The organism is Blastomonas natatoria (genome assembly GCF_003201955.1).
Classification (GTDB): Bacteria; Pseudomonadota; Alphaproteobacteria; order Sphingomonadales; family Sphingomonadaceae; genus Blastomonas; species Blastomonas natatoria.
This window is the reverse complement of record NZ_QJJM01000021.1, coordinates 1-26,718: the sequence shown is the minus strand read 5'-3', so window position 1 is coordinate 26,718 and position 26,718 is coordinate 1. Positions and strand designations below refer to the sequence as shown.

Annotated in this window: 22 protein-coding genes; 12 read left to right on the top strand and 10 right to left on the bottom strand. The window is 64.2% G+C overall.

Annotation, left to right across the window (positions count from 1 at the left end; translation table 11 throughout):
• Positions 1 to 296: 296 nt before the first annotated feature.
• Together C7451_RS18295 and C7451_RS18290 are read left to right on the top strand one after the other, a co-directional pair.
• Positions 297 to 656 carry a thiol-disulfide oxidoreductase DCC family protein gene (locus C7451_RS18295; RefSeq protein WP_110300332.1) on the top strand — a complete coding sequence of 120 codons (360 nt, stop codon included), beginning with the start codon at positions 297 to 299 and terminating at the stop codon, positions 654 to 656.
• A complete protein-coding gene (locus C7451_RS18290) occupies positions 653 to 1,849 on the top strand; it encodes an FAD-binding domain-containing protein (protein WP_110300329.1) in 1,197 nt (398 codons plus the stop codon). Before C7451_RS18295 ends, C7451_RS18290 begins: the two co-directional genes overlap by 4 nt.
• A 39-nt stretch (positions 1,850 to 1,888) precedes the next feature.
• Here C7451_RS18290 and lexA read toward each other — a convergent pair whose 3' ends face one another.
• The 8 genes from lexA to C7451_RS18250 form a co-directional block, all read right to left on the bottom strand.
• Entirely contained in the window at positions 1,889 to 2,611 is a 723-nt protein-coding gene (gene lexA, locus C7451_RS18285) for a transcriptional repressor LexA (protein ID WP_110300328.1), read from the bottom strand.
• A gap of 87 nt (positions 2,612 to 2,698) precedes the next feature.
• Positions 2,699 to 3,901 carry a molybdopterin molybdotransferase MoeA gene (locus C7451_RS18280; RefSeq protein ID WP_110300327.1) on the bottom strand — a complete coding sequence of 401 codons (1,203 nt, stop codon included), beginning with the start codon at positions 3,899 to 3,901 and terminating at the stop codon, positions 2,699 to 2,701.
• Positions 3,901 to 4,371: a cyclic pyranopterin monophosphate synthase MoaC gene (gene moaC, locus C7451_RS18275; protein ID WP_110300326.1), complete on the bottom strand. Its 471-nt coding sequence runs from the start codon at positions 4,369 to 4,371 to the stop codon at positions 3,901 to 3,903. The genes C7451_RS18280 and moaC overlap by 1 nt, the downstream gene beginning before the upstream one ends.
• Entirely contained in the window at positions 4,371 to 5,165 is a 795-nt protein-coding gene (trpC, locus tag C7451_RS18270; RefSeq protein ID WP_110300325.1) for an indole-3-glycerol phosphate synthase TrpC, read from the bottom strand. Before trpC ends, moaC begins: the two co-directional genes overlap by 1 nt.
• On the bottom strand, positions 5,162 to 6,163 hold the full coding sequence (trpD, locus tag C7451_RS18265; protein WP_110300324.1) for an anthranilate phosphoribosyltransferase: 1,002 nt from the start codon (positions 6,161 to 6,163) through the stop codon (positions 5,162 to 5,164). Before trpD ends, trpC begins: the two co-directional genes overlap by 4 nt.
• Complete coding sequence (locus C7451_RS18260; RefSeq protein WP_110300323.1) at positions 6,160 to 6,780, bottom strand: anthranilate synthase component II; 621 nt, start codon at positions 6,778 to 6,780, stop codon at positions 6,160 to 6,162. Before C7451_RS18260 ends, trpD begins: the two co-directional genes overlap by 4 nt.
• Positions 6,777 to 8,297: an anthranilate synthase component I family protein gene (locus tag C7451_RS18255; RefSeq protein WP_110300322.1), complete on the bottom strand. Its 1,521-nt coding sequence runs from the start codon at positions 8,295 to 8,297 to the stop codon at positions 6,777 to 6,779. The genes C7451_RS18260 and C7451_RS18255 overlap by 4 nt, the downstream gene beginning before the upstream one ends.
• Entirely contained in the window at positions 8,297 to 10,240 is a 1,944-nt protein-coding gene (locus tag C7451_RS18250; RefSeq protein ID WP_110300321.1) for a peptidylprolyl isomerase, read from the bottom strand. Before C7451_RS18250 ends, C7451_RS18255 begins: the two co-directional genes overlap by 1 nt.
• A gap of 184 nt (positions 10,241 to 10,424) precedes the next feature.
• Here C7451_RS18250 and tpiA point away from each other — a divergent pair, with 184 nt between their 5' ends.
• The 4 genes from tpiA to C7451_RS18230 all read left to right on the top strand — a co-directional run bounded on the left by tpiA (position 10,425) and on the right by C7451_RS18230 (position 14,399).
• Positions 10,425 to 11,171, top strand: a complete 747-nt coding sequence (gene tpiA / locus C7451_RS18245; RefSeq protein ID WP_110300320.1) for a triose-phosphate isomerase — start codon at positions 10,425 to 10,427, stop codon at positions 11,169 to 11,171.
• Positions 11,172 to 11,286: 115 nt separating this feature from the next.
• Positions 11,287 to 11,706: a preprotein translocase subunit SecG gene (secG, locus tag C7451_RS18240; RefSeq protein ID WP_110300331.1), complete on the top strand. Its 420-nt coding sequence runs from the start codon at positions 11,287 to 11,289 to the stop codon at positions 11,704 to 11,706.
• A 102-nt stretch (positions 11,707 to 11,808) separates the two neighbouring features.
• Entirely contained in the window at positions 11,809 to 13,446 is a 1,638-nt protein-coding gene (locus tag C7451_RS18235) for a CTP synthase (RefSeq protein WP_110300319.1), read from the top strand.
• A gap of 269 nt (positions 13,447 to 13,715) precedes the next feature.
• Positions 13,716 to 14,399 (top strand): Crp/Fnr family transcriptional regulator, encoded by a 684-nt coding sequence (locus tag C7451_RS18230; protein ID WP_110300318.1) that lies wholly within the window; start codon positions 13,716 to 13,718, stop codon positions 14,397 to 14,399.
• Positions 14,400 to 14,932: 533 nt separating this feature from the next.
• On the opposite strand, the gene C7451_RS18225 is transcribed toward C7451_RS18230, so the two are convergent.
• The gene (locus C7451_RS18225) at positions 14,933 to 15,415 is read right to left on the bottom strand and encodes an Hsp20 family protein (RefSeq protein WP_110300330.1); all 483 of its coding nucleotides are present in this window, start codon (positions 15,413 to 15,415) and stop codon (positions 14,933 to 14,935) included.
• 584 nt (positions 15,416 to 15,999) lie between these two features.
• Between C7451_RS18225 and C7451_RS18220 the strand changes: the two genes are divergently transcribed.
• From C7451_RS18220 to C7451_RS18195, 6 genes are all read left to right on the top strand, one after another.
• Positions 16,000 to 17,238 (top strand): lipoprotein-releasing ABC transporter permease subunit, encoded by a 1,239-nt coding sequence (locus C7451_RS18220; RefSeq protein WP_110300317.1) that lies wholly within the window; start codon positions 16,000 to 16,002, stop codon positions 17,236 to 17,238.
• A complete protein-coding gene (locus C7451_RS18215) occupies positions 17,231 to 17,905 on the top strand; it encodes an ABC transporter ATP-binding protein (RefSeq protein WP_110300316.1) in 675 nt (224 codons plus the stop codon). The genes C7451_RS18220 and C7451_RS18215 overlap by 8 nt, the downstream gene beginning before the upstream one ends.
• Positions 17,902 to 18,378, top strand: a complete 477-nt coding sequence (locus tag C7451_RS18210) for a glutathione peroxidase (RefSeq protein WP_110300315.1) — start codon at positions 17,902 to 17,904, stop codon at positions 18,376 to 18,378. The genes C7451_RS18215 and C7451_RS18210 overlap by 4 nt, the downstream gene beginning before the upstream one ends.
• A gap of 155 nt (positions 18,379 to 18,533) precedes the next feature.
• Positions 18,534 to 18,872, top strand: a complete 339-nt coding sequence (locus C7451_RS18205) for a hypothetical protein (RefSeq protein WP_110300314.1) — start codon at positions 18,534 to 18,536, stop codon at positions 18,870 to 18,872.
• Positions 18,873 to 18,916: 44 nt separating this feature from the next.
• Positions 18,917 to 22,402, top strand: a complete 3,486-nt coding sequence (gene dnaE, locus C7451_RS18200; RefSeq protein WP_110300313.1) for a DNA polymerase III subunit alpha — start codon at positions 18,917 to 18,919, stop codon at positions 22,400 to 22,402.
• A 74-nt stretch (positions 22,403 to 22,476) separates the two neighbouring features.
• On the top strand, positions 22,477 to 24,081 hold the full coding sequence (locus C7451_RS18195; protein ID WP_110300312.1) for a long-chain fatty acid--CoA ligase: 1,605 nt from the start codon (positions 22,477 to 22,479) through the stop codon (positions 24,079 to 24,081).
• A gap of 201 nt (positions 24,082 to 24,282) precedes the next feature.
• On the opposite strand, the gene C7451_RS18190 is transcribed toward C7451_RS18195, so the two are convergent.
• Complete coding sequence (locus C7451_RS18190) at positions 24,283 to 26,430, bottom strand: TonB-dependent receptor (RefSeq protein WP_110300311.1); 2,148 nt, start codon at positions 26,428 to 26,430, stop codon at positions 24,283 to 24,285.
• Between the last annotated feature and the right edge of the window lie 288 nt (positions 26,431 to 26,718).

The following is a 26,718-nucleotide window of genomic DNA, read 5'->3' as shown; positions in this document are numbered from 1 at the left end:
AAGAGGGTCATGGCATTGTCCTTTCGTAGAGTTCGGTGTGTTCCGGACCGTTTGTCCGGAGATGCCAGATACTCTGCACAGGCCGTGCCAAACTGAAAAAACCGATAGAGTACAGCGCCATAGCCGTTTTCCGGCCTAATCCTAACATGAACGAATGCTGACTGTTGGGAAAATTTCCCATTAATCGGGATTGATCATTGCGCAAAAAGCGAAATCTTCGCTACTGCATCCGTTGCACCGGCTCTGCGCGTAGCTATTGCCTACGAAACACGACAGAAAACGGGATCGCGCGCGTGATGAGGGACAGGCTGGAAGTGTGGTATGATGGCGCTTGCCCGCTGTGTACCCGCGAGATCGCGCTGATGCGGCGGCTCGACCGGCGCGGGGCGATCGAGTTTCGCGACGTATCGACGCCGGACAGCCTTTGCCCGATCGATCGCCGGGCGTTGCTCGAGCGATTCCACGCGCGCGAAAATGGCGTGATGCTCTCCGGCGCGGCGGCTTTTGCGGCCATGTGGCGCGCCATTCCGCTGCTCCGGCCGCTGGGCCTGATCGCGCGCTGGAAGCCGGTCCTGGCGCTGCTCGAACAGGCTTATCTGCGCTTTCTCAAGATCAGACCACGCCTGCAGCGTATGGTGCGCGAGCGGCAGGCATGAGTGTGCTGTTCGAACCGACGCGGGCGGCTGGCCTCGCGCGCATGCACGATTTCGTGCCGCATGCTGGCCGAGCCTATGCCGAGGGGCGCAACAGCGATCTCGGTCCGGGGCAGCCGACCGCGGTCTCGCAACTGTCGCCATGGCTGCGCTATCGCCTGATCAGCGAGCAGGAGGTCAGCGCAGCAGTGCTGCAATCCCATTCGCTCGATGCGGCCGAAAAATATGTTCAGGAGGTGTTGTGGCGCACCTATTGGAAGGGCTGGCTGGAGATGCGGCCCGAGATCTGGGCGCGCTTCGAGCAGGAGCGGGACATCCAGCGCGACCGACTGCGCAACGTGCGTGCGCTGGAGCAGGCAGAGCAGGGGCGCACCGGGATCGAGGGCTTTGACGATTGGGCGCGCGAACTGGTCGAGACAGGCTGGCTGCACAACCATGCGCGCATGTGGTTCGCCTCGATCTGGATATTCACGCTGCGGCTGCCCTGGGCATTGGGCGCGGATTTCTTTCTGCGCCACCTGATCGACGCCGATGCAGCGAGCAACACGCTGTCGTGGCGCTGGGTCGCAGGGTTGCAGACCGCAGGCAAGACCTATCTCGCCACGACGGACAATATCGCGCGCTATACCGGCGGGCGATTTGCGCCCAAGGGGCTTGCGGAGGTTGCCGAGCCGTTGACCGAAGCGCCGGTGCCTGCCGCTGCGCCCTTGCCTTCGGCAGGATCGGCCAAGGGTCCGCCGGCGCTGCTGCTGATCACGAGCGAGGACCTGCACCCGGATGAAGCGTTGCTCCGCGAGGCCGACATTCGGGGCACGTGCATCGCTGTCGATCCGGCGCTGCTCTGGGGCGACAAGGCGCGAGCTTTCGTCATGGACGCTGCGCGCGACATGGCTGCGCTGCTTGGCGAAACCGATACCAGGCCGGTGACACTGATAGATGCCCTGAATGCCGAGGCGATCGCGTCAGCGGCGCGCGAAGCTGGGGTGCATCGGGTAATCACGCCCTATGCGCCGGTCGGGCCGGTGCGAACACGGTTGACGGATATCGCCGAGACGCTGCGGAGCGAGGGGTTCGAGCTCGTTCAGGTCCGCCGCCACTGGGACGCGACATTCTGGCCGCACGCACGCAAGGGGTTCTTCCCGTTCAAGCAGCATATGGGCCGGCTGCTGGAAGAGATGGGACTGACCCGGACGTGAGCAACGCGGGACCGGCTCACGCCGCGCCCGCGTCAGGTCTCAATGATAGCGGCGCAGCAGTCCGGCAAGCTTGCCCTGCACCTGCACCTCGTGCGGCGCATAATATTGCGGCGCATAGGATGCATTTGCGGGATCGAGCCGGATACGGCCATTCTCACGCCGCAGATATTTGAGCGTCGCTTCCTCGCCGCGCACCAGCGCCACGACAATCTCGCCATCGCGCGCGGATTCGGTGCGCTTGATCAGCGCGAAATCGCCATCGAGTATGCCTGCCTCGATCATCGAATCCCCGGAAACCTCGAGCGCGTAATGCTCGCCTGCCCCGAGCAGTGCAGCCGGGACGGGAAGGATCTCGGTGCCCTCGAACGCCTCGATCGGCGCACCGGCAGCGATGCGGCCGTGCAACGGAATTTCGAGAACATTGCTGTTCGCCGGTTCGGGCAGCGTCGCCTTGCGCGCCGCATCCATGCTGACGACATTGCCGCGCGCAGCGCTCGCACGGGCGGCAGAGGCAGCAGCCAGTTCCTTCTCGCGCGGCTTCACGCTCGCCTCGGGCAGTTTCAGGATTTCGAGCGCGCGCGCCCGGTTGGGCAGGCGGCGGATAAAGCCGCGCTCTTCCAGCGCGCTGACCAGCCGGTGCACACCCGATTTGGACTTGAGATCGAGCGCCTCCTTCATTTCCTCGAACGAAGGCGAAACGCCATCGGCCTCCAGCCTTTCCTGGATGAAGCGGATAAGGTCATGTTGCTTGCGGGTCAGCATCGCCGATGTTCCTTTTCTGCGCCGAACCTGCGTTCGAACGAATAAGGAACAATTACGAAACAAAGGCGGTCAGGTCAAGAGCTTGTGTCAAGTCTGATGTCGAAGCGCGATATAGTCGACAGTGTCGCCCGCTCCGACCTCGGCCGCATGCGCAGGCCGCACCACCAGCGCATCGGCCTGGACCAGCGCCGACAGGGCACCGCTGTCCTGATTGCCCAGTCGGATCAAGGCACCATCGCGGAAACGGGCGCGCACGAAATCCTGACGCGGGCCGTTGGCCGGGAAGCACTCGCCTGCGATTGCCTGGGAGGTCGCAGGGACAAGTTGCTGATAACCCAGCATCCTGCGCACCAGCGGTAGCAGCAGAAGCATCGCGGTGACATAGGCGGATACAGGATTTCCCGGCAGGCCGAGCACGATCGCTTCGCCCAGACGTCCGACCATCACCGGCTTGCCCGGCCGCATCGCGATCCGCCAGAAATCGACCGTTCCGTCGCAATCGGCCAGCGCGGGCTGGATCAGGTCATGGTCGCCGACCGATGCGCCGCCGGTGGTGACGATGAGATCGGCATGGCTGTGCTGCTCGAGCGCGGCAGCAATGGTGGCCCGATCATCGGGCAGAAGCGGCGGCATGATCAGTTCGCACGGCAGCGCCGACAGCATGGAGGCGAGCATCAGGCCGTTGCTGGCCGGGATATGCGCGGGCGAGGGCGCCGGCTCGCCGGGAGGGACGAGTTCATCCCCGGTGCTGAGGATCGCGATGCGCGGGTGGCGGTGGACAGTGAGCGCGTCATGCCCGGCCATTGCCGCGAGTGCGATCAGCCGTGCGTCGACAGCTGTGCCCGCATCGGCCAGCAGCGCGTCGTTCGCGAAATCATGGCCCGCGCGGCGGATATGCGCTCCCGGGGTGGCGGGGCCATCGCCGGTCAGCAGGAGGCTGTTACCGTCGCGTGCAACGTCTTCCTGCACCACCACGCAGTCCGCACCTCTGGGGACCATCGCTCCGGTCGAGATGCGCGCGGCCTCGCCCGGACCGATCGTCCCTGCAAAGGGCCGCCCCGCCGCGCTTTCGCCGATCACGCGCCACGGGCCAGGCATGTCCGCGCTGCGCACGGCATAGCCATCCATCGCCGACAGATCCGCCGCAGGCTGGTTGCGCAGCGACAGCAGCGGCTCGGCCAGTGTCAGGCCGGTCACCTGGTCAAGCGGCAGGGAAAGGGCAGGGCGGGGCGCAGCCAGCCCGAGCAGGCGCTCGCGCGCTTCGTCAAGCGGGATCAGCCCGCCTGCCATCAACCAGCGGTCCAGTCGCCCGACTTGCCGCCGCTCTTGGCGAGCAGCCGCACGGGGCCGATGACCATGCCCTTGTCGAGCGCCTTGGCCATGTCGTAGATGGTGAGCAGCGCAACGCTCGCGGCGGTCAGCGCCTCCATCTCCACACCAGTCTTGCCGTTGGTGCGCACGCAGGTCTCGACGCGCACGCCAGTTTCCAGATACTCGAAATCGACCGAAACGCTGGCTATCGGCAGCGGATGGCAGAGCGGTATGAGGGCGCTTGTCTGCTTGGCAGCCATGATTCCCGCGATGCGCGCGGTGCCCAGCACGTCGCCCTTCCTGATATCGCCCGCGCGGATCGCGGCGATCACCGTCGGTGCCATGGCGATCACCCCTTCGGCCACGGCTTCGCGCACCGTGTCGGCCTTGGCGGAGACATCGACCATCTGCGCCGCGCCGGTGGCGTCCAGATGGGTCAGCTTGTCCATCAGGCCGCGGCTCCGGTGAGGAGCGCGCGGGTTGCCTGCGTGACGTCGGGCTGGCGCATCAGCGATTCCCCGACCAGGAAGCAGCGCACGCCATGTCCGCTCAGCCTCTCGCAATCCGCATGGCTGTTGATGCCGCTTTCCGACACCGCAATCCGGCCCTCTGGGATCATGCCGACCAGCCGCTCGGTGGTGGCAATGTCGGTGACGAAGCTGCGCAGGTCGCGGTTGTTGATGCCGATCAGTGGCGATTTGAGCCTCAGCGCGCGCTCCATCTCTGCCTCGTCATGCACCTCGACCAGCACATCCATGCCATAATCGAGCGCGGCATTCTCGATATCTGCCATGGTCGCGTCATCCAGCGCGGCGACGATGATCAGGATCGCGTCGGCTCCCAGCGCGCGGCTTTCCGCCACCTGCCAGACATCGACCATGAAGTCCTTGCGCAGGCAGGGCAGGTCGCAGGCCGCGCGCGCGGCGACGAGATAGTCGTCATGGCCCTGGAAATAGGGCTCGTCGGTCAGCACCGAGAGGCACGCTGCGCCGCCGGCCTGATAGGCGGCTGCATGCGCGGCGGGATCGAAATCGTCGCGGATCAGGCCCTTTGAGGGGCTGGCCCGCTTGATTTCGGCGATCAGGCCGAAGCCGCGCTGCGCCTTTTCCGTCAGCGCCCGGGTAAAGCCGCGCGGCGCGCTCGCCGCTGCGGCGCGGGCGTTCAGATCTGCGAGGGAGGTCATGGCCCTGCGCCGGGCGACCTCCCGTCGCTTGACCTCGCAAATCTCTTCCAGCTTGTTCATGCGGCGGCTTTCGTGAAATCGATCCAGCAGTTCAGCAGGGCATTGGCCAGCCCCTTGTCGATGGCCTCGGCGGCCTCCTCGGCCCCTTCCGCCAGCGTTTCGACCTCTCCTGCAATCATGAGCGCTGCAGCCGCATTGAACAGCACCGCATCGCGATAAGGACCGGTCTCGCCCTGCAGCAGGCGGCGCAAGGCGGCGGCGTTATGCGCGGCATCTCCACCCCGGATCGCCTCGATCGGGTGCGCTGGCAGCCCCGCATCGCTTGCCCGCCAGCGCTTCATGATCACGCCGCTGGGTCCGACATCGGCGACCTCGTTGCCGCCTGCCAGCGAAAGCTCGTCGAGCCCTTCGTCGCCCGATACGATCATCGATCGTTCGGTGCCCAGCATGTTCAGCGCCTCGGCATAGACATGGACATAGCCGGGCCGGGCAATGCCGATCAGCTGGCGGCGGACGCCTGCGGGGTTGGCGAGCGGGCCCATCAGGTTGAAGATGGTGCGCCTGCCGATCTTCTGGCGGATGGGCTGGATGCGCCGCATGGCCGGATGATGGTTCACCGCGAACAGGAAGCAGATGCCGATCTCGGCCAGCGACTGTTCGGCAGAAGCACCAGCGGCAGCCATGTCCATGCCCAGCGCCTCGAGCGTATCGGCGGCGCCTGCCTTGGACGAGGCCGCGCGATTGCCGTGCTTGGCAACCGGCACGTCGCATGCTGCAATGACCAGCGACACTGCCGTTGAAACATTGAGCGTATGGTGCCCGTCGCCGCCGGTCCCGCATACGTCAATTGCATTGGCAGGCGCGGAAACCGGAATTACGCGGTCGCGCAAGCCCTGGGCAGCGGCAGCAATCTCGATTGCGGTCTCGCCGCGTTCGGACAGCGCGATCAGGAATTCGGCGATGGCCTCGTCGCTGACCGTGCCGTCGAGGATGGCAGAAAAAGCATCGGCTGCTTCCTCGCGCGTCAGCGGATGGGCGGTATAGGGCAGCCGGGTCATGCGAGCAGATCCTCGCGCATCGGCCTCACGTCCAGCCCAGCGAGCTTGAGAAAGTTTGCGAGCATCTTGTGGCCGTGCTCGGTGGCAATGCTTTCCGGATGAAACTGCACGCCATGGATCGGCAGCGTCGCGTGGCGGAAGCCCATGACATGCGCGGTTTCGCCTTCGGGCGCATCGACACGCGCGTTGACGATCATTTGCGGAGGCAGACTTGCTTCGGGCACGACCAGCGAATGGTAGCGCGTCGCGAGGAACGGCGAGGGCAGGCCCTGGAACAGCCCGGTGTCATCGTGCACCACCGGCGACGTCTTGCCATGCATCAGCCCGCCGCGCACGACCTCGCCGCCGAAATGCTGGCCGATCGACTGGTGGCCAAGGCACACGCCGAGCAAGGGCTTTCCAGCGTCGGCGCAGGCCGCGACCAGATCGAGCGAGATGCCCGCCTCGTTGGGCGTGCACGGACCGGGCGAGATCAGGAAGGCTTGCGCATTGGTCGCCAGCGCCTCGCGCGCGGTCAGCGCATCGTTGCGCTCGACCCGAACATCGGCGCCCAGCTCCATCAGATAATGGACGAGATTGTAGGTGAAGCTGTCGTAATTATCGATGACGAGGATCATTGGCCGAAACCTGCTTCGCTGGCGAGGCGGACGGCTTCGCGCGCGGCGGCGAACAGGGCGCCGGCCTTGGCTTCGCATTCGCGCTGCTCATATTCGGGGACGCTGTCCGCAACGATCCCGGCGCCTGCCTGAACGTGCATGGTGCCGTCGCGGACGATCGCGGTGCGCAGCACGATGCAGCTGTCGACCGAGCCATCGGGCGCGAAATAGCCGACGCCGCCGGCATAGGCACCGCGCGTTTCGGGCTCCAGCGAGGCGATGATCTCGCAGGCGCGTACCTTGGGTGCTCCGCTCACCGTGCCCGCCGGGAAGCCGGCAAACAGCGCGTCGATCGCATCGCGGTCCGCGACCAGCTCGCCCACGACATTGCTGACGATGTGCATGACATGGCTATACTGTTCGACGGTGAAGCTGTCGGTCACGCGCACCGTGCCGGCGGCGGCAACGCGGCCGACATCGTTGCGGCCCAGGTCGAGCAGCATCTGGTGTTCGGCCAGTTCCTTGGGATCGGCGAGCAGGCTTGCGCGGTTCTCGGCATCTTCTGCCGGGGTTCGCCCGCGCGGCCGCGTGCCTGCTATCGGGCGGATGGTCACCTCGCCATCACGCACGCGCACCAGGATTTCGGGGCTCGATCCAATCAGCGCGAGTCCCGGCAGGTCGAGAAAATAGAGAAAGGGCGAGGGGTTCACCCGGCGCAAGGCCCGATACAGCTCGATCGGCGGCAGCGCGAACGGCGCGGTGAAGCGCTGCGCGAGCACCACCTGGAAGATGTCGCCTGCCTCGATATAGTCCTTGGCCTTCAGCACCATGTCGCCATAGCGGCCCGGCGCCAGCACCGGTTGCGGCTTCAGTGCTTCGGGATCGAGCGACCCATCGCGCACGGCTGCAGGCAGCGGAGCGTGCAGCGCGCGTTCGGCAGCATCGAGTCGCTCCTCGGCAGCGGCAATGGCCCTGTCAGCGTCCTCGCCGCCTGCCCAGATCGGCGCGATCAGGAACAGCTCGTCCTTCAGCCGGTCGAAGATCAGCAGCACCGTGGGGCGCACGAACAGCATGTCCGGCAAGGCAAGGTCCGATTGCGGCGCGCGCGGCAGCTTCTCGACCAGGCCGATGGTTTCATAGCCGAAATATCCGACGAGAAAGGCCAGCGCGCGCGGCAGTTCGGGCGGCACCTGCATCCGGCACCGTTCGGCCAGCGATCGCAGGGCACCAAGCGAGCCTTGCGCGCAGGGCGTGAACGCCTCGCGGTCGCTGGTCCAGTGTTCGTTGATTTCGGCATCGTTGCCCGACGCGCGAAACACGAGATCGGGGGCAAGGCCGACAAAGCTGTGCCGTGCGCGCGTTTCTCCGCCTTCGACCGATTCCAGCAAGAAGTCGCCGCGCTCGGGTTCGATCAGCTTGAGCGCTGCCGATACCGGCGTTTCGGTATCGGCAATGCGCCGCCGCCAGATCAGCGTGGACTGGCCAGAGGCGAGAGCCTGCGCGGCTTCGGACCGGTTCTGGCTGCTGCTCGTCGCCATCAATTTTCCCGATTGCGGCCGGTGAGCTGGTCCTTGACCCGCTGGAGGGCCGCAGCATTGCGCTGAACCTTCACTTCCGCCTTCATGGCCGCCATCAGCTGCTGGCCATATTCATCGGCAGTCACCTGGCCAAGCTGCTGGCGGGTTGCTACCATCAGTTCGGGCACCTTGCTGGCATCGCCGCGGTTGATCTTGGTCAGATGCACCACGAACCAGCCGGTGCGGTTTGGTCCTTCCAGCACCTTGGTCGTGCCTTCTGCCATGCTGAACAGCAGCGCAACGGGGGGCGGCACGCGGCCCTGCTGCTGCATGATCGTCTGGCGGCTGGTACGGATCTGCTCGATACCGGGCAGCGGCACGCTGGCACCGCTCACCGCCTTTTCAAGCGCGGCTGGAGTGCGCGATGACTTGGCAATGCCGTCGGCAAGCTTTCTGGCAGAGGCAAGGCCCTGCGCCAGCGCCCAGTCAGTGGCGACCCGTTCGCGGATGCTGGCCAGCGGCGGCGGCGCAGCACGCTTGATCTCCTGCACCTCGAATACGGCGAATTCCTTGCCCTGCTGCACTTCGACAAGCTGCGGGCCGGAATCCTCCTCTAGCCCGAAAGCAATCGGCAGCATGGCCTGATAGGCGCCGATCGGCGCGAAATCGGGCTTGCCCGGTGCCTGGCCGTTGGCCAGCAGTTCGGGGCTGACCTGCAGTTCCAGCTTCTCGTCCTTGGCAATATCGGCAAGCGATGCACCATCGGCGATGCGGTCTTCGAGATCGGCCGTGAAATCCGAAACGGTCTGACGCAGCTTTTCCTGCGCGATCTCGTTCTCGAGCACGTTGCGGACCTGATCGAGCGAGCGACCGGCAATCGAAGAGACGCTGTCGACGCGCACGACGTGCCAGCCCAGCGGCGAACGCGCCGGCGTTGCGACCTTGCCTGCAGCGGTGGCGAACACGGCATTGGCAACGGCAACCGAAGCGCTCTTCGCCAGATCCTGCCTGGACTGCAGCCCCAGATCGACCGGCTCGAGCCCGGCCTCCTTGGCGGCGGCGGCCATGCTGGCCCCGCCGTTGATCTTTGCCGCGATCGCCTTGGCTGCCGCTTCGGTCGGAACGATCAGCTGTTCCACGTCGCGCTTTTCGGTCGCGGCGAATTCGGCCGAGCGCTTCTTGTAGAGCGCGGCAATCTCCGCATCGCTTACCTTTACCTGATCACGGAAGCGATCGGTGACGAAGGTTGCAAAGCGCAGCACGCGGCGTTCGGGAATGCGATAGCGCGCGCCATTGTCCGCGAAGAACTTCTGCAGCTGCGCATCTGTCGGATTGCCCTTGGGCGCAAAGGCTGCCGAGGGTACGAAGGCGATCTGACCCTCGCGGCCTTCCAGGATCAGGCTGGCATAAGGCAGGGCGAGTTGCTGGGAAAGCTTGGCACCGAAAGTTGCCGGGATGATGAGCTGGTCGGTCAGAAGACCGCGGCGAATGTCCTCGCGCACGCGGGCCTCGGTCAAGCCCTGCTGTGCCAGCGCATTGCGAAACAGCGTCTCGTCGAACCGTCCATCGGCGCCCTTGAAGGCCTGAATGCCGGCAATCTCGCTGTCGACCAACCGCTTGCTGGCGCCCAGACCGATCGATTCAGCAAAGGTGGCGGTGGCGTAGCTGCCGATCATCTGTTCCAGCACATCGTCGATGCCGCCCTGGGCGTCGAAAGCCGCCATGTCGAGCTGCGGGTTCTGCCGCCGGATCTGGTCGAACGCGTTGCTGGCCGTGGTCGAAAACTCGCCTGTGCCGATATCCTCGCCACCGATCTGGGCGACGCTTTCGCTCCCCACGCCGCCAAAGCTCGCACCGCCGGTCACGTCCGACGCGGCGAAGGCAACGGCAATCAGCGCGACGAAGATGAGGCTGAGAGCGACGCCGATCTTGGAATTGAAGAAGGAACGGAAAAAGGTGATCATCGGCCAGTCCGCTAATGAGGCGAGGGCAACGGCGTGCCCGCCTCGTGAAAATGCGGGCTGGCTTTAGGGGGCTTTGGCGCGCGCTTCAACCCTGACAACACGCGATGCGCCCATGACTGGTCAAGCGCCGCTCGATTTGCTAGCCGCCCGCCGCACAAGCAAAACATGAGGGGAAGACTGCATCGTGGCCACGCTACCATCCTATATCGTCGGCAACTGGAAAATGAACGGCAGCGCGGCCGATGTCGTGGTGCTGCAGGCCATCGCAGATGCAGCAGCGGCACACCCGGATATCGAGATCGGCATCTGCCCGCCTGCCACGCTGATCGGCAGCTTTGCCGCGGCTGCCGGCGCCGTGCGGATCGGCGCGCAGGACTGCCATGCCAGAGCCAGCGGCGCGCATACCGGAAACCTCTCGGCCGCGATGATCCGCGAGGCCGGTGCCACCTATTCGATCATCGGCCATTCGGAACGCCGCGCCGATCAGGGCGAGACCGATGCAGATGTGGCTGCCAAGGCCGAAGCCCTGCATGCGGCGGGCATGGGTGCGATTCTCTGCGTCGGCGAGACGCTGGACGAGCGCGACTCCGGTAATGCCATCGCCATCGTGACGGCCCAGCTGTCTGCCTCGCTCCCGGCATCGGCGAGCGGCGACTGGCTGTCGGTGGCGTATGAACCCGTATGGGCGATCGGGACGGGCCGTGTTCCGGTGTCTGAGGACATTGCCGCAATGCACGCCGCACTGCGCGCAACCCTGATCGAAAAGCTGGGCGAGGCTGGCAACGGCGTGCGCATTCTTTATGGCGGATCGGTCAATCCCGGCAACGCGGCTGAGATCCTGGGAATCGCCGATGTCGGCGGTGCGCTGGTTGGCGGTGCCAGCCTGAAGGCCGAGACGTTCCTGCCGATCATCGAAGCGGCGCCGCGCTGACCCGGCGCCTGGTTGTCTTGCAGCCTGACCGCGCCGGTTGCGCTCAACCGGTGCAATCGCTATGTGCGCGCCAATCCTGAAATTCATTTGCTGGGTCTGACCGTTCATGTCGTCGATTTTTCTGTTCATCACCATCGTGCAGACGCTGATTGCAGCGGCTCTGGTGGGTGTCATCCTGATGCAGCGTTCCGAAGGGGGCGGGCTGGGCGTGGGTGGCAATCCCAATGGCCTGATGTCGGCGCGCGGAGCCGGTGACCTGCTCACCCGCTCGACAGCGATACTGGCGACGCTGTTCGTGGCGCTGAGCATCGTGCTGGCGGTGATGGCCGCCAACATGCACTCGACCGGCGATATCGATACGTCGCTGCAACGCGGTGCGGCTGCCCCCATCAGCGATCCGCTGAGCGCCCCGGCACCGGCGGCCCCTGCACCTGCCAATGGCGATCCGCTCTCTGCTGCTGGCGCGCCTGCGGCTGCGGATCCGTCGGCTGCTCCGGCAGCGGCGCCTGCAGCGGGTGATGCGCCCGCCAATTGAGGCGCGGCGGATCACAATTCCGCACTGTTCACAGTTTTTTGTCTTCCCTGCGGATTCGCGCGCTTGTCAGTCTTGCGCGCGAACCGCTAACGAGTTTTTCCCATGGCGCGTTATATTTTCATCACCGGCGGCGTGGTTTCCTCTCTTGGCAAGGGCCTGATGGCCGCAAGCCTGGGCGCACTGCTCCAGGCACGCGGATACCGCGTGCGCATCCGCAAGTTCGATCCGTATCTCAATGTCGATCCGGGCACGATGTCGCCCTATCAGCACGGCGAGGTCTATGTGACCGACGACGGGGCCGAAACCGATCTGGATCTGGGCCATTACGAGCGCTTCACCGGCGTTTCGGCGCGCCAGTCGGACAATGTGACCTCGGGCCGCATCTACCAGACGATCATCCAGCGCGAGCGTCGCGGCGATTATCTGGGCGCGACTGTGCAGGTGATTCCGCACGTGACCGATGCGATCAAGGAATTCGCACAGGCCGAAACCGATGATCTCGACTTCGTGCTGTGCGAGATCGGCGGAACGGTCGGGGACATCGAATCTCTGCCCTTCATCGAGGCGATCCGCCAGCTGCGCAACGAGATCGGCCGCGAGAACACGCTGTTTGTCCACGTGACCCTGGTGCCCTATATTGCGGCGGCGGGCGAACTGAAGACCAAGCCCACCCAGCATAGCGTGCGCGAACTCACCTCGCTCGGCATCCAGCCCGACATTCTGCTGTGCCGCTGCGAAAAGCCGCTGCCCGAGTCAGAGCGCGCCAAGATCGCGCAATTCTGCAACGTCCGCAAGGAAGCGGTCATCCCCGCGCTCGATGCCAAGAGCATCTATGCCGTGCCCATGCAGTATCACCGCGAGGGGCTGGACAGCGAAGTGCTGCGCGCCTTCGGCATTACCGATGCGCGCGCGCCCGATATGTCCCGCTGGGTCGACATCATGGAACGGCACGAACATCCCGAAGGCGAAGTCACCATCGGCGTGGTCGGCAAATATGTCGGACTGCAGGATGCCTACAAGTCGCTGCACGAGGCGCTGGTGCATGGCGGCCTCGCCAACCGGGTCAAGGTTCATGTCAAATGGCTCGATGCAGAGCTGTTCGAGACGCTGCCCGATGACGAGCTCGCCGCGGTGCTTGAGCCGATGCACGGTATTCTCGTGCCCGGCGGCTTTGGCGAACGGGGCAGCGAGGGCAAGATTTCGTCCGTGCGCTTTGCCCGCGAGCGCAACGTTCCGTTCTTCGGAATTTGCCTGGGCATGCAGATGGCGTGCATCGAGGCGGCGCGGAACACCTCGGGCATCAAGGATGCCTCGACCACCGAATTCGGCGACACCGATGAGCCGATCGTGGGTCTGATTACCGAATGGATGAGCGAATCCGGGCTGCAGAAGCGCAGCGCCGAAGGGGATCTGGGCGGCACCATGCGGCTTGGCGCGTTTCCGGCCAGGCTCTCGGGCAACAGCCGGGTGCGCGGCATCTATGGTACCGACACGATCAGCGAGCGTCATCGTCACCGCTATGAGGTGAACACGGCCTATCACGAGCGGCTTGAAAAGGGCGGCCTCGTCTTTTCCGGCATGTCGCCCGATGGCGTCCTGCCCGAGATTGTCGAGCGGCCCGATCACAGCTGGTTCGTCGGCGTGCAATATCATCCCGAGCTCAAGAGCAAGCCATTCGATCCGCATCCGCTCTTCGCCAGCTTCATCGAGGCGGCCGTGGCGCAGAGCCGACTGGTCTGATCGCCCGCAACATGGGTTAACCGGTGGCGTTACCCGGGTTCACTTGTGTTAACCCTGGGGCTCTTCTGGCGCAATTTTCCTGTGCATCACACCAATTTACCACATCTCCCCTGACAAATTTTACTCTATTTGACCGTGTTGTGCAGTGGCGCACAGCGGCGTAAAGCGATTCGGGTAAAAACACATCTGTCGGCGGCGGCAGGGACGGCTGAAGCAAAGTTGCGCAGCCAGCGACAATGCCGACAGAAAGGAAGGGACAAGGGGCGATCATGCACGCGAACGAGCTTGCCGCGCTGTTGGCCAGCCACAGTCTGTTCGCCGATTGCGACAATGACGAACTGTCGGACATCATCCTGCGCGGGCATTTCGTCCGCTACCGCAAGGGGCAGGAACTGATGGGGCAGGGGGATGACGGCGACAATCTGCTGATCATCCTGACGGGATTCGCCCGGGTCAGCATGGTGGCGAGCAACGGTCACGAGATCGTGCTCGATTATGCGGAACCCGGCTATGTGATCGGCGAGATTGCGTTTCTGGATGGCGGTCCGCGCACGGCCTCGATCGAGGCGCTGACCGAATTGACGGCGCTGTCGCTGTCGCGGCCAGCCTTTGACGAGATTGCCGAACGCCATGTCGCCATGCCTCGGCGGATGCTTCGGGTCATGGCCAAGCGACTGCGCCAGGCCAATGACGTGATCGAGGCGGACCGTGCGTTCACATCCGGACCGAGATTGGCGCGCTATCTGCTGCGGCTGATGGTTTCGGGTGCGAACGAGGGCAAGCTCAAGCTCGATCTGAGCCAGAGCGAGCTCGGAACTTTCGCGGGATTGTCACGCGAGCAGATTAATCGGCAGCTGTCGGCCTGGTCCGACGCGGGATTGATCGAGCTCGAACAGGGCAGGGTAAAGATTATCGATCGCGACACGCTGCTGGAGATTTCCGAAGCAGCCTGAACCGACGACCAGTAACGAATTTCAGTTTTCCGGGGCAGGGCCAGGTTATTTGCGACCCAGCCGGGCCTTGCACCCGGAAAAAGCCCCGCGCCCTGGTGGCGCGGGGTTACTTCACGGGATTTTCTCCGGAGCACGGGGCGGTAAATGCGACCCGGCCAATCCGGGCTCGGAGAAAGCAGCGTCCAGAGCGGGCGCGGAGGGCGGATCCGTCTGGGTCCGCCCTCTTCTGTTCCGAGCGGATTCCGACCCCATGGCCGCTCGGCCTGAGCCTGTCGAAGGCCCCGCACCGAGGGTTGCCAAAAGTTGGTCGTCATTCCCGCGAAGGCGGGAATCCCGCTAGTTCATCTTCACTTACGCCAGAAGCGGGACCCCGGCCTTCGCGGGGGTGACGGGGTTATGATCGGGTCCGGGAGCGCGGGGCCTTCGACAGGCTCAGGCTTAGCGGATGTGGCTGGCGCGGGACGTTCGGCATAAGAAAAAGGGTGGGCCGTTGCCGACCCACCCCGTTGCATTCTACCCTTTGGAGCCTGGCGTTACGCCGCCTGGCTGTCGCCTTCGTCCTTTGTCGCAGCCTCGACGACCTGCAGCTTGGGCGTGCCATTGATCGCGATCTTCTTGGGCTTCATCGCCTCGGGCACTTCACGTACCAGATCGATGGTCAGCAGCCCGTCTTCCAGACTGGCGTCGCTTACCCGCACGAAATCGGCCAGCTCGAAGCGGCGTTCGAAATTGCGGTTGGCAATGCCCATGTGCAGGAAGTTGCCACGCGATTCGCTCTCTGCGGCCTTGCGCCCGGAGACGACCAGCAGGTTCTGCTGCGCGGTGATGTCGAGCTCGTTCGGCTTGAATCCGGCGACCGCAATTGTGACGCGATAGGCGTCATCGCTGCTGCGCTCGATGTTGAAAGGGGGGTAGTTATCGCCCTGCGCGGCCCGGGCCTGGTTTTCCAGCAGATCGAACAGCCGGTCAAAGCCAACGGTGGTGCGGCGATACGGGGTAAAGTCAAAACGGTTCATCATCAAAATCCTTTTCAAAAGCGATTTCAAGGCTTTGAAGCCCGCTTCTGCGGCGCTTCGGAACGTGCGGCCCACCCTGTCGGCGTGGGTCACACGTGGAATCTAGGCGCTGGAAAACGCGTTTCAAGAGGATTTTTCGGAGACCGGATCGCCGGGGGCAAGCGGTTGGGACGGGCGCGGACAGCGGACGAAAAAAGAGCGTCCGGCCCCCAAGACCCGGACGCTCTTTATCAGATCCCCATTGCGCGCTGATGCCGTTAACGGCTCGCTCGCAACTGTTGGACCCTGGTAACCGCCGCTTTCCCCAAAACGACGGAAACTATCCCCGAACCCATGGCCGTGGCCGCTTGATCCGCATTGTCATGATTCCGTAATGCGTCCTCTGGCGCTAGGAAAATTCGCCGCTTGGCGCATTTTTGGCCGGCTCTGTGTTTTATGTGCAACAGCTCGCAGATAGCCCTGCTGCTCGCTTCGGGCGCCTGGATGAACCATTGTCAGTCACCCATGGGGTGGTTAATGCGATAACCCAGCTGCCGCCACTGATCACCCAGTCGGCGCCATTTCCGAAAGGATCGGATCCCCTCATGCTGTCCACCTTCGAATGGACGATCGCCAAACGCTATCTGCTGCCGGGGCGGGGCGAAGCGTTCATCTTCCTGGTCGCAGGCATCAGCCTGATTGCCGTGATGCTGGGCGTTGCCGCGCTGGTCATCGTGATGAGCGTGATGAACGGCTTTCGCGCCGAGCTGCTCGACAAGATCGTCGGGCTGAACGGTCATGCCGTGGTTCAGGGCTATGGCGGGCGGCTGAAGAACTGGCAGGAAATCCTGGCCGAAACGCGCAAGATGGAGGGCGTTGTCGCCGCATCGCCGCTGATCGAACAGCCGCTGCTGGTCAATTTCGAAGGGCGTGTGGAGGCGGTTCTGGTGCGTGGCACCGACGCGCCCGATATCGCGGCGCTCAAGGACAAGACCGTGCTGGGATCGGTCGCCGATCTCAAGGCGGGAGCGTCCAGGGCCGCGCTGGGATCCCGGCTGGCGCAGAATCTGGGTGTCAACATTGGCGACAGGATCACCATCATCAATCCGGCCGGACGTTCGACTCCGTTCGGCACCGTGCCGCGCGAAATCCTGTACGAGGTCTCCGCAATCGTCGAGATCGGCGTCTATGATTACGACAAGGCTTTCGTCATCATGCCGATCCGGGATGCACAGCTGCTGCTGCTGCTGGGCGATCAGGTCGGCATGATCGAGGTGACGACGCGTGACGCCGACAAGGTGCGTGAAATCCTCGCGCCGCTGGAAGAACGTCTGCGCGGTCAGGCGGTGGTCAATGACTGGCGCACGATCAACGCCTCGCTGTTCGAGGCGCTGGCGGTCGAGCGGGTGGCGATGTTCATCGTGTTGTCGATCATCATCCTGGTCGCGGTGTTCAATATCCTCTCGTCGCTGATCATGCTGGTCCGCGCCAAGACGCGCGACATCGCGATCCTGCGCACCATGGGGGCCAGCCGCAATTCGCTGCTGAAGATATTCATCACGGTGGGACTGATCATCGGGTCGCTGGGCACGATGGCAGGGCTGGGGCTTGGTTTCGTGTTCCTGTATTTCCGCCAGAATATCGTGCTGTTCGTCCAGTTCGTTACCGGTCAGGAACTGTGGGATCCCTCGATCCGCTTCCTGACCGAGCTGCCCAGCAGAACCGATCCGCTCGAGGTTCTGGGCATTGCCGCGATGGCCATGCTGTTCAGCTTCCTCGCGACGCTTTACCCGGCGCTCAAGGCGTCTTCGACCGATCCTGTTCAGGTGCTGCGCTATGAGTGAGGCCGTCATCCTTCTGACCGATGTCCGGCGCAGCTTTGCGCAGGGCGGGGTCACCATCGACGTGCTCAAGGGTGTCGACCTGGCGGTCGGGCCCGGTGAGATCGTCGGGCTGCTGGGGCCATCTGGCTCGGGCAAGTCGACCATGCTGCAAGCCGTGGGCCTGCTGGAGGGCGGCTTTACCGGATCGATCCGCATTGCCGGCGAAGAGGCAGCGCAGCTCAGCAGCAACGGTCGCACCCGGTTGCGCAAGACGGCGCTTGGCTTTGTCTATCAGTTCCACCACCTTCTGCCCGATTTCACCGCGCGCGAGAATGTCGTGCTGCCGCAGCTGATCATGGGCCGCACCCGCGAGGAAGCCTCGGACCGCGCGGCCGAGCTGCTGTCGCGGCTTGGCCTGGGGCAGCGGCTCGACCATCGGCCCAGCCAGTTGTCAGGCGGCGAGCAGCAGCGCGTTGCGGTCGCACGCGCGCTCGCCAACCGGCCCAAGGTAGTTCTTGCCGACGAACCGACCGGAAATCTGGACGAGGCGACCGCAGACAGAGTGTTCGACGAGTTCCTGCATCTTGTAAGGGAGGAAGGCAGCGCGGCTCTGGTGGCCACCCATAACGAACGACTGGCCACCCGCATGGACCGGGTTGTCCGCCTGCACGATGGAAGGATCGCATGACCGTTTTCGATTACACGATGCCGCTGCCCGATGGCAGCTCAAAGCCGCTTTCCGATTACCAGGGCCAGGTGCTGCTGATCGTCAACACTGCATCCAAATGCGGGTTCACGCCCCAGTATGAGGGGCTCGAGGCGCTGCATCGCGAATTCAAGGATCGCGGTTTCGAGGTGCTGGGCTTCCCGTGCAACCAGTTCGGCGCGCAGGAGCCGGGCGATGCCGAAGAGATCAGGAATTTCTGCTCGCTGACCTATGACGTGACCTTTCCGCTCTCGGCCAAGATCGCGGTGAATGGCGAGGAAGCCGATCCGTTGTGGAAATATCTCAAGAGCCAGCAGGCCGGGCTGATGGGCAGCCGTGCGATCAAGTGGAACTTCACCAAGTTCCTGGTCGATCGCAAGGGCAATGTCGTCGCCCGCTACGGATCGATGGTGAAGCCTGAGCAATTGAAGGCGGATATCGAGAAGCTGCTGTAACGCGCGGCGCTCGACACGCGAATTTTCGATGTTACTCTCTCGTCATTCCCGCGAAAGCGGGAATCCCGCTTCCTGCGAGGTCGAGCAGAAGCGGGACCCCCGCCTTTGCGGGGGTGACGGAGATTTTGCTTACATAAGAACGGGATTCTGCGCAGATGATCGACGCCATCAGCACCTGGGCCAACGGACTGGGCGCGCAATATGGCGTCAATCCGGTGATCTTCGCGACCATCTATATCGGCGCGATCCCGCTGTTCCTCGCCAGCATCGCCTGGCTGGTGCGCAATGCCCGCGCGGGCAAGCCGACGGTGCTGCCGGTCATGTGCGCAGGGGCCTGTTTCGTTTCGGCCTATGTCTATCTCGCGATCGCCGGACGCAATATTCCGGTCTGGGTGTGGATCTTCCTGGCTGCGCTGATCCTCTACGGCATCTGGTCGACCGTGCGCGACGTGCGGCGCAAGATTGCTGCCAAGGACTTATCCACTGGCGAGTAAGCGCCCCGGTTTTCGAATCGCGGTCCAGTCGGTAGCGTTTTTCCATGGCCTATGAACCCTTCGTCCCGCTGCGCGTGTTCAGCGCCTATACGATGCTCGAAGGCGCGATCGAGCCCAAGGCGATCGCCAAGACCGCGCACGCCCGCGGCTTTCCCGCCATCGCGCTGGCCGACCGCAACGGGCTCTATGCGGGCATGGCCTTTGCCGATGGCTGTTTCGATGCCGGCATCCAGCCGATCGTAGGAACCCTGCTGTGCGTGGCGCGGCCCGGCACCAACCCGGCCTCGCCCACGCTCGACTGGCTTGCGCTCTATGCGCAGAACGAGAAGGGCTATGACAACCTGTGCGATCTGGTGTCGCACGCGCATCTCGATCGCCCGCTCGAGCTGCCCGCGCATGTTCCGTTCGAGCGGCTGGAGGGCCGCACCGATGGCGTGATCGCGCTGACCGCAGCGGGCGAGGGGGCGCTGGTCAAGCTGCTCGCCGCCGGCCAGCAGGAAGAGGCGGAGCGCTATTGCGACCAGCTCCAGACCCTGTTCGGCGATCGTTTGTATATTGAGCTGTGCCGACGCGGAGAGGAGATCGAGACGCTGGCGGAAAATGCGCTGATCGACCTTGCCTATGCCCGCGACCTGCCGATCGTCGCGACCAACCCTGCTTGCTATGCCGATCCCGGCTTTCATGCCGCGCATGATGCGATGCTGTGCATTGCGCGCGGGGAATATGTCGGCGCCGCCAATCGTGACCGCAGCTCGCCCGAGGCCTGGATCAAGTCCGCGCCGATGATGCGCGAGCTGTTCAGCGATCTGCCCGAGGCGCTCGTCAACACGCTCGTCGTCGCGCAGCGCTGCGCCTATGCGCCGCCCAAGCGCAAGCCGATCCTGCCCAGCCTCGCGGGTGACCTGGAGGGCGAGGCGGCGCAACTGCGCGCGGATGCCTTTGCCGGGCTCGAAAAGCGGCTCGAGGCCTATCCCGACCTGACCGACGAAGAGCGCAAGGCCTATTTCGACCGGCTCGAATTCGAGGCCAATGTCATCGTCGGCATGGGCTTTCCAGGCTATTTCCTGATCGTTGCCGACTTCATCAAATGGGCCAAGGATCACAATATTCCGGTGGGGCCGGGGCGCGGATCGGGTGCGGGCTCGGCGGTTGCCTGGGCGCTCACCATCACCGATCTTGATCCGATCAAGCTCGGCCTGCTGTTCGAACGCTTCCTCAACCCGGAACGCGTGTCGATGCCCGACTTCGATATCGACTTCTGCGAAACGCGGCGCGGCGAGGTGATCCGCTATGTGCAGCAGAAATACGGGCGCGATCATGTCGCGCAGATCATCACCTTCGGAAAGCTGAAGGCGCGCGCGGTGCTGCGCGATACGGGCCGCGTGCTGCAGATGGGCTATGGCCGCATCGATGGCCTCTGCAAGCTCGTCCCCAACCATCCGACAGACCCGTGGAAGCTCGATCGTGCGCTCGCAGGCGTTGACGAGCTGCGCCATCAGTATCGCGACGATAGTGAGGTCAAGACGCTGTTCGACCTCGCGATGCAGCTTGAAGGCCTGCCGCGCCACAGCTCGACCCATGCGGCCGGGGTGGTGATCGGCGACCGCCCGCTGGCGCAGCTGGTGCCGCTCTATCGCGATCCGCGATCGGACATGCCGGTCACCCAGTTCGACATGAAATATGTCGAGACGGCAGGGCTGGTGAAGTTCGACTTTCTCGGCCTCAAGACGCTGTCGGTGCTGCACAAGGCGGTCGAGATGCTGGCAAAACGCGGGGTCGAGGTCGATCTGTCGCGATTGCCCTGGGACGATGCCAAGACCTATGAGCTCTTGAAGCGCGGCGATACGGTCGGCGTGTTCCAGCTGGAATCCGAAGGCATGCGCCGCACGCTGGCGCAGGTGAAGCCCACCGCGTTCGGCGACATCATCGCGCTCGTCTCGCTCTATCGCCCGGGCCCGATGGACAATATCCCGAGCTTCGGCGCACGCAAGAACGGCCGCGAGCCGATCACCTATCCGCACCCGCTGCTCGAGAATATCCTGAAGGAGACCTATGGCATCATCGTCTATCAGGAACAGGTGATGCAGGCCGCGCAGGTGCTGGCGGGCTATTCGCTCGGCGACGCAGACCTTCTGCGCCGCGCGATGGGCAAGAAGATCCAGGCGGAGATGGACAAGCAGCGCGGCCGCTTCGTCGAAGGCGCTGCCAAGAACGACATCGATGCCAAGAAGGCCAACGAACTGTTCGACCTGATCGACAAGTTCGCAGGCTATGGCTTCAACAAGTCGCACGCCGCGGCCTATGCGCTGCTTGCGTATCAGACGGCGTGGCTCAAGGCGCATCACCCGCACGAATTCTTTGCCGCCTCGATGTGCTTCGACATGCACCAGAGCGACAAGCTCGCCATCTTTGTCGACGACATGCGCCGCCTCGGCATCACCTGTCTGCCGCCCTGCATCAACGCCAGCGAAGCCGAGTTCTCAGTCGAGCAGACACAAGAGGGCCTGGCCGTGCGCTATGCACTCGCGGGCCTCAAGAACGTGGGCGAAAAGGCGATGGAGGGCGTGGTCGCGACCCGGCAGGCGGGCGGGGCGTTCACGTCGCTGGGCGATCTTGCCGACCGGATCGACGCCGGAGCTGTGAACAAGCGCCAGATCGAAAGCCTTGCCGCGGCAGGCGCGTTCGACGGGCTGGGGCTGGAACGATCGGTCGTGCATGCCTCGGCCGACACGGTGATGGCGGTGGCCGCCGAGGCGCAGCGCCAGCGCAGCAGCGGACAGGGCGGGCTGTTCGGCGATGTACAGCAGCCGGGACAGTCGCTGCGGCTTGCATCTGTAAAGCCCTGGGCGATGGGCGAGAAGATGACCCATGAGCGCGATGCGTTCGGCTTCTTCTTCTCGGCGCACCCGGTGACCGAATTTGCCGCGACCGCACGGGCCCAGGGCGCGCGGCCGTATCAGCAACTGATCGAGACGCTCGACGTGCGTGTCGGCGAGCGCAAGACGGCCAAGGTTGCCGCACTGGTCGAAGGCTGCAATCGCCGGCAGAGCAAGCGCGGCAGTACCTTCGTCATGGTCGACCTGTCCGACGAGTCCGGTCAGTTTTCAGCCAGTTCGTTCGATGACGAAATGGTCGCCTCGATGCCCGAATGGGCGAGCCAATCGGCCTGCCTGCTGATCGAGCTGGAATTCGACCGCTCGAGCGAGGAACAGGCCCCGCGCGCGACAATCCGCCGGGCAAGGCCGCTCGACCAGATCAAGATCGTGCTGCGGCACAAGGCGCATATCGATGTGCATCATCCCGAGGCACTGGCGCGGCTGGCCGAACTGCTGGCCCCGAGTGGCAGCGGGCAGGACGAGGTCCATGCGCGGCTGATCATGGGCGAAGGGCGCGTGATGCCGGTATGTCTCGGCAATCGCTTCCGTCTTGACGCCGACACGATGGAAGTGCTGCGGCAGCTTGAAGGGCTCCACCTGCGCGATGTGGAATCACATAGCGCATCACGGCCCGAATTGCGCCTCGTCAGTTGACTTGGACGCCGCTTCCGGCTTTCTGACTCCCCATCAAACTGGCCTCCTGCGAAGGCCTGCATCGGGAGAGAAGAATGATCATTGGCGGTATGCAGGACTATGAATTGCGCGTGATGCGGCTGCTCGACCATGCCGAGCGCGAGAGCAGCACACGCGAAATCGTCACCCGCTGGGCTGATGGCACAGCGACGCGCACCAACTGGGCGGGCATCGCCCGCGATGCGCGGCGGCTTGCGAGCGCGCTCGTCAAGCTGGGGCTGCAGCCCGGCGACCGCGTCGCCACTCTGGCGATGAACCACAGCCGCCATCTCGTCGCCTGGTATGGCGCCATCGGCATGGGCGGGGTGATCCACACCATCAACCCGCGCCTGTTCGACGAACAGCTCGAATATATCGCCAACCATGCCGAAGACCGCGTGCTGTGCTATGATGCGGCCTTCCAGCCTATCATCGACAAGATGAAGAGCCGCTGGACGACCATCGAGCATTATGTCTGCTTCGATCCGCCCGCCGGTTCGGACGTCCAGGGCTTCGAGGCGCTGCTCGATACCGGCGACGAAGGCTATCGCTGGCACGAGGGCCCAGAGCGCGATCCGTGCATGCTTTGCTACACTTCTGGCACCACGGGCAATCCCAAGGGCGTGCTGTACGAGCACCGTTCGACCGTGATCCATGCCATGGCCGAAATGCAGCCGGCGGTGTTCAGCCTGTCGCCGCAATCGGTGGCCTTGCCCGTAGTTCCCATGTTCCATGCCGCAGCCTGGGGGCTTCCCTTTGCCGGGGCGGCTGCGGGGATCAAGTTCGTCTTTTCCGCCGTCAACGATCCGGCCGTGCTGTGCGACCTGATGAACACCGAAAAGGTCACGCATTCGGCGGGCGTACCCACCGTGTGGCTCGCGATGTTCCAGCATATCGATGCCACCGGCAAGAAGCCCGAACATCTCCAGGTGGTCACCATCGGCGGATCGGCTGCGCCGCGCGCTATGTGCGAGCGGATCATGAAGATGGGCGCGCGGATGAACCATGCCTGGGGCATGACCGAAACCTCGCCCATCGGCACCATGGGCGCCCCGTCGCCCGATTGGGACGATCTCGACTTCGAGGCGCAGCTCGACCTGGTCACCAAGCAGGGCCGCGTGCCCTTCGGTGTCGAACTTCGCGTAGTCGATGACGAGGGCAACGTGCTGCCGCGCGACGGCAAGTCGAGCGGGCGGCTGCAGATCAAGGGCCCGTGGATCATCAAGCGCTATTTCAAGGCGGAAGCCGACGCGCTTACCGAGGACGGCTGGTTCGACACCGGCGACGTTTCGGTGATCCATCCCGATGGCGTGATGCAGATTACCGACCGCGCCAAGGACGTGATCAAGTCGGGCGGCGAATGGATCAGCTCGGTCGATCTGGAGAACGCGGCGGTCGGCATGCCCGATGTGGCGGAAGCCGCAGCGATCGGCCTGCCGCACCCCAAATGGGACGAGCGCCCCTTGCTGCTGGTGGTGCCGAAGCCCGGGACCAGCCCGAGCAAGGATGCCATCCTGGCCCATCTGTCGGCGCATGTCGCCAAATGGTGGCTGCCCGACGACATCGTTTTCGTGGACTCATTGCCGCACAGCGCGACCGGCAAGCTGCTGAAAACGGCGCTCCGCGAGCAGTTCAAGGACCACGTGCTGCCGACGGTTTGAGAGACTGCTTGCAAAACGCCTCTCCCTTGATGGGAGAGGCAGCGAGGCTTGGCGACGCAGGAGCCTAGCCGCAGCGGTGAGGGTGATGGTGCGGCTGGGTCAAGTTAGCTCGATTACGCATCCTTGCACAATTTGGAGAAATCACCCCCACCCAACCCTCCCCCATCAAGGGGGAGGGCTTTTGGTACGCGGACGCCTGGTTTAGAAGCTGAAGCGCGCGGACACGCGGAAGTCGCGGCCGCCAAGCGGCGCGAAATCCTTGGTGAAGCTGGCGGCGCGGCGGCCTACCACGTCGAAGATGTTGTTGGCCGAGGCGATCAGCGTCACGCCGCGCGAAGCTCCGAACGGCTTCCATGAGGCGCTGGCGTTGACCAGGGTGAAGCCCTCGGTTTCGGTTTCGAACGCAGTGTTGCGCTGCTGATCAGCGAACCACTCCACTTCGGCGCGCAGCCCCAGTGTGTCGCTCTGCGCCTCGAGACCGCCGAGCAGACGCAGCGGCGGGATGCGGGGCACCGGTCCCAGCCCGTCGAGCGAAGCGTGGACATAATCGGCAACACCATCGGCGATGAAGCTGAAGCCGCCCGCGCGCGCGAACACCGCCGAGGCCTCGGCTTCGATACCGTAATATTTGGCGTCGTTCTGGATGAACTGGAAGACGGGCAGTTCGTCCTCCTCAAGCCCGGTGGGAACGTCGATGATGAAATCGTCGAACCGGTTGTAGAAGCCGGTGAGCGACAGGTTCACGTCCGGGGTCGAATAGCGGATATAGGCCTCGCCGCCCCAGCTCTTCTCGGTGGTGAAATTCGGGTTGCCGATCTCGAACGCCTGGGTGGCGATATGCGGGCCGTTGGAAAACAGCTCTTCGGCCGCCGGTGCGCGCTGGGCACGGTTGAGGTTGACGCCGATGCGCAGCTGGTCGGTCGGGATATAGGCGAGGCCCAGCGCAAACGAATAGCTGTTGAAGCGGCGCTCGACGCCGACATCCTGCGACTTCACGACCACGCGGTCATAGCGGGCCGCGCCTTCCAGCTCGAACTGGCCGGTGCGAACTTCCTGCAGCGTGAAGATGCCGACCTGATCCGTCGTGTTGGGCGGAACGAAGGCTTCTGCGCCGATCGCGCTGAAATCGCGATGGACATATTGCACGCCGCTGGCGCCGCGCCAGCCGCCGCGTTCGCGCTGCACCAGTTCAAGCCGCGACTCGATGCCCTCGTTGCGGAACACGGTGCCGACCTCGTCGCCCTCGAACTCGGTCTGCTTGAAATCGGCATAGGCGGCGCGCAGGCGCAGCGCTTCGAAAAAGCCGGGCAGGTCGACCTGGCCGCGGAAATCGACCTTGATCTGATCGAGCCCGATGGTGACCGGACCTTCCTCTTCCTCGCCGCCGGCTTCCTCTTCGCCTTCTTCCTCGCCATGATGATGCCCGGCGCCGGGCCGTTCGGGCACGCCGTACAGGCTGTTGTAATAGCTGCCCGAAATGCCGAAGCTGCCGCCTTCGCCGATATAGGCGAGACCGCCGCCAAAGCTGTAGGTCTCGGTCCCGGTATTGGGAATGCGACCGCGCAGACCGGCGAGTTCCTCGGCCTCCTCGGCTTCCTCGATATTGCCCTCGGCACGCTCTTCGGCAGCTTCTTCGAGCTGCTCGGCGCGCAGGCCAGGCGACAGCACGAAGCCGCCGACGCGCAGGTCGTCAGACTTGCGGTAGCTGCCGTCCAGGTGGAGCACCAGCTTCGAGGTCAGCGGGACATCAAGGCTCGCACCGATGCTGCGCTCGTCCGCAGCCGATCCGTAGGTGGCGAGGGCATCGAGATGGAAGGGTTCTTCGGGAACTTCGCGCGGGATGCGCTTGTCGATGGCGTTGACCGCACCGCCGACGGCCTGACCGCCGAACAGCAGCACTGCAGGGCCGCGCAGCACCTCGATCCGGTCGAGGATGATCGGCTCGACCGTCACACCATGGTCGGGAGAGGTGTTCGATACGTCAATCGTGCCGATGCCGTCAGTGAGCACGCGGATACGCTCGCCTTGAAAGCCGCGCAGCACCGGGCGCGATGCGCCTGGGGAGAAGCTGGTGGCCGAAACGCCCGGCAGCTTGGTCAGCGCATCGCCGATCTGCGCGCGGGCCTCCCGGGCGAGGTCCTCGCCCGAAAGCTCCGAGGTGCCCGCCAGGATGCTGAGATCGCGCACGAACGGCGCAGTGACGATGATGCCCTGGTTGCGATGGAAATCGTCATCTTGGGTAGCGGACTGATCTTCCTGATCGGCCTGCTGCGCCAGCACGGGCAGGGGCGCCAGCAGCGCGGCGGCAAGCGAAAGGGACGAACTGACGGTGAGAAGCGTGCGACGCATTTTTGTTTGGCTCCCTGGGGGCGTTTCATGAGCAAGAGGCTGCCATTGTCTGGCAATCTTCCGCTCCGGCAGCGGGCTTTCGGGGTAGATGGTCGCTGCCGGGGGCGGTTGTCGGGCAGGCCGCTAGCACTGGTGTAATGTTATATCAACATCAATTTGACCAATGTGTGACACTTTGCGACGGGTTGCTCCGGGTCGTGTCCGTCAACGTGGTGTAAATTCGGTTGTGGCCAGCGGGCTGCATTTTCAGGCGGCCTTTGGTGTAATCTGTAGCGGCTGAGCCTCCTC